The sequence below is a fragment of the Roseovarius sp. genome, from assembly GCF_018066915.1.
GTDB lineage: Bacteria > Pseudomonadota > Alphaproteobacteria > Rhodobacterales > Rhodobacteraceae > Roseovarius.
On record NZ_JAGPVV010000319.1, the window covers coordinates 1 to 7370 of the forward strand.

At 63.7% G+C, this 7370-nt stretch carries 4 protein-coding genes and 1 rRNA gene; 2 read left to right on the forward strand and 3 right to left on the reverse strand.

What is annotated here, in order from left to right; translation table 11 throughout:
- A 16S ribosomal RNA gene (locus KBT70_RS18075) occupies positions 1 to 881 on the reverse strand; the annotation flags it as partial.
- A gap of 636 nt (positions 882 to 1517) precedes the next feature.
- Here KBT70_RS18075 and KBT70_RS18080 point away from each other — a divergent pair.
- Entirely contained in the window at positions 1518 to 3977 is a 2460-nt protein-coding gene (locus KBT70_RS18080; protein ID WP_296637497.1) for a heavy metal translocating P-type ATPase, read from the forward strand.
- Positions 3974 to 4360, forward strand: coding sequence for a Cu(I)-responsive transcriptional regulator (gene cueR, locus KBT70_RS18085; RefSeq protein ID WP_296637499.1), 387 nt, complete (start codon positions 3974 to 3976; stop codon positions 4358 to 4360). The genes KBT70_RS18080 and cueR overlap by 4 nt, the downstream gene beginning before the upstream one ends.
- 93 nt (positions 4361 to 4453) lie before the next feature.
- On the opposite strand, the gene ggt is transcribed toward cueR, so the two are convergent.
- Both ggt and KBT70_RS18095 read right to left on the reverse strand, forming a co-directional pair.
- Positions 4454 to 6226 carry a gamma-glutamyltransferase gene (ggt, locus tag KBT70_RS18090; protein ID WP_296637500.1) on the reverse strand — a complete coding sequence of 591 codons (1773 nt, stop codon included), beginning with the start codon at positions 6224 to 6226 and terminating at the stop codon, positions 4454 to 4456.
- Between the two features lie 12 nt (positions 6227 to 6238).
- Positions 6239 to 7351 carry a class I SAM-dependent RNA methyltransferase gene (locus tag KBT70_RS18095; RefSeq protein WP_296637501.1) on the reverse strand — a complete coding sequence of 371 codons (1113 nt, stop codon included), beginning with the start codon at positions 7349 to 7351 and terminating at the stop codon, positions 6239 to 6241.
- Between the last annotated feature and the right edge of the window lie 19 nt (positions 7352 to 7370).

Genomic DNA, 7370 nt, shown 5'->3' on the forward strand with positions numbered 1-7370 from the left:
CGCTTGTGCGGGCCCCCGTCAATTCCTTTGAGTTTTAATCTTGCGACCGTACTCCCCAGGCGGAATGCTTAATCCGTTAGGTGTGTCACCGACAAGCATGCTTGCCGACGACTGGCATTCATCGTTTACGGTGTGGACTACCAGGGTATCTAATCCTGTTTGCTCCCCACACTTTCGCACCTCAGCGTCAGTATCGAGCCAGTGAGCCGCCTTCGCCACTGGTGTTCCTCCGAATATCTACGAATTTCACCTCTACACTCGGAATTCCACTCACCTCTCTCGAACTCCAGACTGGGAGTTTTGGAGGCCGTTCCAGGGTTGAGCCCTGGGATTTCACCCCCAACTTTCCAATCCGCCTACGTGCGCTTTACGCCCAGTAATTCCGAACAACGCTAACCCCCTCCGTATTACCGCGGCTGCTGGCACGGAGTTAGCCGGGGTTTCTTTACCAGATACTGTCATTATCATCTCTGGCGAAAGAGCTTTACGACCCTAAGGCCTTCGTCACTCACGCGGCATGGCTAGATCAGGCTTGCGCCCATTGTCTAAGATTCCCCACTGCTGCCTCCCGTAGGAGTCTGGGCCGTGTCTCAGTCCCAGTGTGGCTGATCATCCTCTAAAACCAGCTATGGATCGTAGGCTTGGTAGGCCATTACCCCACCAACTACCTAATCCAACGCGGGCCGATCCTCCTCCGATAAATCTTTCCCCCGAAGGGCGTATGCGGTATTACTCACCGTTTCCAGTGGCTATCCCGCAGAAGAGGGTACGTTCCCACGCGTTACTCACCCGTCCGCCGCTAACCCGAAGGTTCGCTCGACTTGCATGTGTTAGGCCTGCCGCCAGCGTTCGTTCTGAGCCAGGATCAAACTCTCAAGTTGAAACGCGTTTCCGCGTATCCTTGACGTTCGAACCTCTGCACATCTTCAATGCACTACCGCTGCGCTACTTGAGTGCAAATAAATCCACACACAATCGATCAGCAGCATGGTCGACCCGGCTAAGGAAACGACCGCATTGAAAGTCATCTGTCTGATGCACATCAGTTTCCAAAGAAACCGAAGTCCATACAAGACAGTGAAGCTGACACTACATCATCGAGATCTCTCTCTAGTAGCGTTGATATACAGACGTTGATCCATCGAAATGAACCAAACCGCCCACATATCTCTTCAGTCATCAAATTTTCAAAGAGCGTCGAGACAAAATCACCGAGAGCGCTAAACTACCTAGCGCAACCCGCCAATCCTACCTCAGATATTTTCTCCGCTAAACCTCCCAAGGCATCCGCCCCAGTCCGTCCCGCGTCCCAACAACCGCCTCAGCAGCGCCGGTGAAGGGGTATTTACGGTTAGCCCCGAAGAGTCGCAAGAGCTTTTTTACAGAAAAATGAATTTTTCTTCGCACCGCCTGTTTTCCCTGCAAATCGCTCTGTTTTCCAGCAATTCGGGCCTGAGCCCTTGACCTTACAGTGACTGGAATCCCTATCTACCCCTCAAATCACAAGAGGAATCGTCATGGCAGAGCCGAGCAACATGAGAATCGAAGTGCAGGGGCTAAGCTGCGCGGGCTGTGCCGGGAGGGCCGAGCGGGCGCTTGGCGGGGTTGCCGGGGTCAACCATGTCTCGGTCAATTTTGCCAATGGCACGGCACAGATGGGCCTGAATGGGGCAGAGGCCACCGAGATCGTAGCAGCGCTGCGGGCGGCCAATTATCCGGCCCGCGAGGACAGCGTGACGCTTGCTGTCAGCGGAATGACCTGCGCCTCTTGCGTGGGTCGCGCCGAGCGCGCGCTCATGGCCCTGCCCGCCGTTCTTGAGGCGCAGGTCAATCTTGCCACGGAAACCGCCCATGTGCGCTATCTGCCCGGCAGCACCGATGCGCGCGCCCTGGCCCGCGCCCTGACCGAGGCGGGCTATCCGGCGCGTCTGCGCACTCCGGGGGGCGAGGACCCGACCGCGCGGCGCGCAGAAGAAATCACCCAGGCCCGTCGTCAGGTGTGGATTGCGGGTTTGCTCACACTTCCGGTCTTTGTTCTGGAAATGGGGGGCCACATGATCCCGGCGCTGCATGATCTGATCATGGCGACGCTTGGTATGGGTCTGTCCTGGTCGGTGCAATTCGGGCTGACCACGCTTGTCCTGCTCTGGCCGGGGCGGCAGTTTTACCGGCTGGGGGTTCCTGCGCTGCTCAAAGGCGCGCCCGACATGAACAGCCTTGTGGCCTTGGGCGCAAGTGCGGCCTGGGCCTATTCCACTGTGGCGCTCTTTGCCCCTGCCCTTTTGCCCGAGGGCACGCGCGCGGTCTACTTCGAGGCGGCGGCGGTGATTGTGACCCTGATCCTGACAGGCCGCTGGCTCGAGGCGCGGGCCAAGGGCCGGACAGGTGCGGCGATCCAGCGGCTGATCGGGTTACAGCCCAAAACCGCAAGGGTCGAGCGCAAGGGCAAGATCAGCGATCTGCCCATCGAAGAGGTGGCGCTTGGTGATCTGCTCCACCTGCGCCCCGGCGAGCGGGTTGCGATTGATGGTGAGGTGACAGAGGGACAGTCCTATATCGACGAATCCATGATCACCGGCGAGGCGCTGCCCGTGGCCAAGGGGCCCGGCGACAGTATCGTCGGCGGCACAGTCAATGGCGCGGGCGCGCTCAGTTTTCGCGCGACGGCAGTGGGGCAGGATACGGTGCTGGCGCGCATCGTGGCGATGGTCGAGACCGCACAGGGGGCCAAGCTGCCGGTGCAGGCGCTGGCGGATCGGGTGGTGCGGATCTTTGTGCCGGTGGTGATCGCGATTGCCCTCTTGACGGTGGCGGTTTGGCTGCTGCTGGGTCCGGCGCCGGTTCTGACGCATGCGCTGGTCGCGGGTGTTTCGGTTCTGATCATCGCCTGCCCTTGCGCGATGGGGTTGGCGACGCCGACCTCGATCATGGTGGGCACCGGGCGGGCGGCGGAACTGGGCGTGCTCTTTCGCAAGGGCGAGGCGTTGCAGCGGCTGGATGAGGTGTGCGCCATCGCCTTTGACAAGACCGGCACGCTCACGCGCGGCAAACCCGAGGTGACGCGGATTGCCGTGGCGGCGGAGCAGGATGCGGACACCGTGCTGCGGCTGGCGGCGGCGGCGCAGGCGCGCTCTGAGCATCCCATTGCCCGCGCGGTCGAGGCCGAAGCGGCGCGGCGGGGTCTCGAAGTGCCAAGGGCGAGCGCCGTTCGCGCCATCGCCGGTCATGGGCTGAGGGCCGAGGTCGAAGGCCATCGTCTCCTGATCGGCGCGGCGCGTCTCATGACGCGCGAGGGCATTGAGACCGACAGCTTGGCCACAGAGACCGAAGCCCTTGCCGAGGCGGGACAGACCGCCGTTCACATCGCAATCGACGGGCGTCTGGTGGCGGTGCTGGGCATTGCCGATCAGGTCAAACCGACCAGTGCTGCGGTGATCGCTGCCCTCCATGCCAAGGGGATCAAGACCGCGATGATCACCGGCGACAGTGCGGCCACCGCGCGCGCCATCGCGCGCGACCTTGGTATCGACCATGTCGAGGCAGAGGTTCTGCCCGAGGGCAAGGTGGCGGCGGTGCGCGCCCTGCAAGAGCGCTTTGGCACGCTGGCCTTTGTCGGGGACGGGATCAACGACGCGCCCGCATTGGCGCAGGCCGATGTGGGGATTGCCGTGGGTACCGGCACGGATGTGGCCATCGAGGCGGCGGATGTGGTGCTGATGTCGGGCGACCTGACCGGCGTGGTCGAGGCGCAGGCGCTGTCGCATCGCACCTTGCGCAACATCCGGCAGAACCTCTTTTGGGCCTTTGCCTATAACGCCGCACTCATTCCGGTGGCGGCGGGGGTGCTCTATCCGGCCACGGGGCTTCTCTTGTCGCCGATGCTGGCGGCGGGGGCCATGGCGCTCTCGTCGGTCTTTGTGCTCTCCAACGCGCTCCGCCTCAGGCGGATGCGCCCGGTGATGGGAGGTGCGGCATGAATATCTCGGACGTGGCCCGCGAAACCGGCCTGCCCCCCAAGACGATCCGGTATTATGAGGAGATCGGCCTTATCCGACCCCTACGCGATACCAATGGCTACCGTGTCTTTCGACAGAGCGACAGTCACAAGCTGGCCTTTCTGGGGCGTGCCCGTGCGCTTGGGTTTTCCATCGAGGATTGCCGCAAGCTGATGGCGCTCTACGAGGATCAGGACCGCGCCAGCAGCGATGTCAAACACCTGGCCCAAGAGCATCTGACGCAGATCGAGGAAAAGATCGCGCAGTTGCAGTCGATGCAAGCCACGTTGCGGCATCTGGTGCGGGAATGTGCCGGGGACGCGCGGCCCGATTGCCCCATATTGCGCGATCTGGCCGAAGGCTGAAGTGGCGGGGGCGCTGCCCCCCGGACCCCCTGAGGTATTTCAGGCCAGATGAAAGCGGTCTGGTTTCTTTTTGGCTCAAATACTCAAAATCCGTCACTCGCCATAGGCGAGCCCTTCGCGGCGAGGATCGGCTCCGCCCATAAGCGTTGCGCCCAATGAGATAACATGCAGGCCAGAGGTGAGCGCAGTCTCGCGGACCTCGAATCCCATCTCCGCGAGCGGGGCTGCCAGAGCGGCGGCCTCTGGTTCGAGATCATAGGGGCCAAAGCGATTGACGAGATGCGGCAGGCTGACCGCCTCTTGCACATCAAGGCCCCAATCCACCCAGGCGATGATGGTCTTGGCGACATAGCCGATGATGCTGCTCCCCCCCGGACTGCCCAGCACAAGAACCGGCGCGCCACCCCGGCGCAGGATCGTGGGGGCCATGGAAGAGCGCGGCCGTTTTCCGGGGGCCAGCGCATTGGCGATGGGCCGGCCATCCTCGTGGGTGGCAAAGGAGAAATCGGTCAGCTCGTTGTTGAGCAGAAAGCCCCGCACCATCAGGCGCGACCCGAACCCGTTTTCAATCGTCGTCGTCATCGACAGGGCGTTGCCATAGCCATCGACAATCGAGATATGCGAGGTCGAGGGTAGTTCCAGCGACTGATCATCCGCCCAGAGAGAGGCGTGGTCGAACTCGGGTTGGCCCGGTGTGACCTCCGGCAGGGCATCGTCGCCGCGCAAAAGCTCGGCGCGGGTCTTGAGGTAGTCGGGTGCCAAGAGACCCTTGAGCGGCACCGGCACGAAATCGCTATCAGCCAGATAACGCCCCCGGTCGGCGAAGGCGAGGCGGCTGGCATCGCCGATGAGGCGCCAAGCCTCGGGGCTCGAAGGCCCGAGAGAAGACAGGTCATAGGGCTCAAGAAGGCCAAGGATCTGCCCCACCGTGCTTGCCCCCGACGACGGCGGCCCCATGCCGCAGACCTCATAGCCGCGATAGGGCGTGCAGAGCGCAGGCCGTTCCTTGACCCGGTAGATGGCAAGGTCGAGAGGGCTGAGCACGCCCGGATTTGCCCCCGACCGCTGCACCCGCTCGGCAATATCAAGCGCGATCTCGCCCGCGTAAAACGCCGCCACGCCCTCGGCGGCAAGACGGCGCAGGGTGTCGGCATAGTCCGGGTTGCGCAGGGTCTGACCCGGTGTGAGCGGCGTGCCGCCGGGCATGAAATAGTCGCGTGTGTCCTGGAAGAGCCTTAGGCGTTCGGCATCTTCGGCAATCAGCCCTGCAAGGCGCGGGCTGACGGGAAAGCCGGTCTCGGCCAGCCCGATTGCCTCGGAAAAAAGCCCGGCCCAATCGGCGCGGCCCCAGCGGGCATGCGCCTCGGCCAGAAGCGCCGGGGTGCCGGGCGTGCCGACCGAACGCCCCCCCACCACCGCATCAAAGAAGGCAAGCGGCTGACCGTTTGCATCCTGAAAGAGTGTGGGGCTTGCCGCCTGAGGCGCGGTTTCACGTCCGTCAAGCGTGGTGATCTTGCCGCTTGCGCCATCGTGCCACACAAGAAAGGCACCGCCGCCCAGACCCGAACTTTGCGGCTCCACCAGTCCCAGCACAAGTTGTGTGGCGATCATCGCATCCGCTGCTGTGCCGCCCTCGCGCAGCACTCGCGCGCCCGCTTCGACGGCAAGCGGATGGGCGGCGGCGATCATCCAGGTTTGCGCCTCGACCGGCTGGCCTGCGTCCTTGGCCGCCTGTGCCGCCGCAAGGCGTGCTGGCACCTGCAAGACCCCGGCCCCTGCCCCCTCGGGTGCGACGGTATCGGCGGCTTGCTGCGCCAGAGCCGCCCCGCCTGTGACCATGACAAGGATCAGAACCAGCGCGCGCATGTGGCAACCTCCCTAGAGCGGATCGGTGCGCCAGAGCGTCACCTTGAGCCCACCATGCGCCACCGGCGGCCCCGGTGGCAAGAACGGCAGCCCGGTGGTTTTGGCCAGCCCTGCGTCACTGGTGACAATGCCCACGCGCCAGCCGGTCATCTCGCGGCGCAGCACCTCGCCCAAGCTGGCATAAAGACCGAAGAGGAGCTTGCGATTGCCGATCCGCGCGCCATAGGGCGGATTGACCATCACCAGCCCCGGCGGCCCCTCGGGGCGCGTCAGAGCCGAGAGCGGTTGGCAGGCAAACTGCGTGATCCCCGCCACTCCGGCGCGGTCCGCATTCTCGGACGCCATGCGCACAGCGCCCGCGTCACGGTCAAACCCCATGAACCGCAGGGTCGTGGCGCGTGGTTCCCCGCCCCTTCTGAGTGCCGCCCAAGCGGCAGGATCAAAGGCTGCCATATCCTCGAACGCGAAGGACCGCGTGCGGCCGGGCATCAGCCCCGCCGCAATCTCTGCCGCCTCGATGGGAAAGGTGCCGGAGCCGCACATCGGATCGAGCACCGGCTCGTGCCCGTCATACCCGCATTGCCGCAGAAAGAGCGCCGCGAGCGTCTCGCGCAGGGGGGCCTTGCCCACCGCCTCTTTATACCCACGCCGATGCAAGGGCTCTCCCGAGGTATCAAGGCTGAAGGTGACAAGATCGTCCTCGATCCGCGCCATCAGGCGCAAAGGGGCCTCCTCTGTGACGGACACGCCCAGAGTTTCGGTCAAGGCCTTGACGATCCGCTCCGTCGCGGCCCCGGCGTGATAGATCTTGGACTTGCGGCAGGTGACTTCGACCCGCAGCGGCACATCCGGGCGCAAATGTGCGGCCCAGTCGAATTTGCGCGCCCGCTTGTCCAACTGGGCAAGGTGCATCGCGCGAAACGCCCCGATCCGCGCCAGCACCCGCCCTGCCCCGCGCAACACGAGATTGGCGCGCCAGACGTCGGGCCAGAGGCCCATGAAGCTGACCCCGCCGGGCAAGATCGTGACAGGGCCAAATCCATTCTGCACCGCCTCTTCGGCGAGGGCGGTTTCATGCCCCGGTGCGGCGGCAAGGAAGATTTCAAAAGGCTCTGGCTGGGTCATCGCGCCGTCATAGGCCAGA